This window comes from Cognatiluteimonas telluris, from assembly GCF_011320095.1.
GTDB lineage: Bacteria > Pseudomonadota > Gammaproteobacteria > Xanthomonadales > Xanthomonadaceae > Cognatiluteimonas > Cognatiluteimonas telluris.
This window is the reverse complement of record NZ_JAANOY010000115.1, coordinates 1-610: the sequence shown is the minus strand read 5'-3', so window position 1 is coordinate 610 and position 610 is coordinate 1. Positions and strand designations below refer to the sequence as shown.

The window sequence follows — 610 nt, the reverse complement described above, 5'->3', positions numbered from 1 at the left end:
CACCTGCGCCCGCAGCGCCGCCCCCCGATAGCTCTGCTGCGCCGGCCGCGGCCGGTCACTCGGCAACTCCAGCAACGCCGGCGCCCCCGACAGGTGCCCCTGCCAGAACGCCAGTTGCTGCTCCAGCACCTCGCCCTGCAGCCAGTCGCGCTGCCACACGGCGTAGTCCGCGTACTGGATCGCCAGCGGCGGCAGCGGATCGGCCTGGCCCTGCACGAAGGCGCCATACAGGGCGGCCACCTCGCGCAACAGCACCCCCAGCGACCAGCCATCGGACACGATGTGGTGCATCGTGAGCAGCAGCACGTGCGCCTCGTCCGACAGCCGCAGCAACCGGCCGCGCACCAGCGGTCCGGCCGCCAGGTCGAACGGCGCCCGGGCCTCCTCGCGGGCCTGCGCCTGCACCTGCTCCTCGCCCGCCTGCGGCGCCAGCCCCGAAAGATCCTCGAAGCTCATCGCCCAGCCGGTCTCCACCGGCCCGACCACCTGCTGCGCCGCCCCGGTCTGGCCATCGCGGGCGAACACGGTACGCAGCCCTTCGTGCCGGGCCACCACCCGGTCCAGTGCCGCCTGCAGCGCCCCCCGGTCGAGCCGGCCCTGCAGCCGCAAG

General features: G+C 74.6%; 1 protein-coding gene. It reads right to left on the bottom strand.

The features are described 5' to 3' along the window. Window positions 1-610, bottom strand: a 610-nt coding sequence (locus tag G7B67_RS13255; protein ID WP_166213188.1) for a condensation domain-containing protein, incomplete at both ends; no start/stop codon positions are given.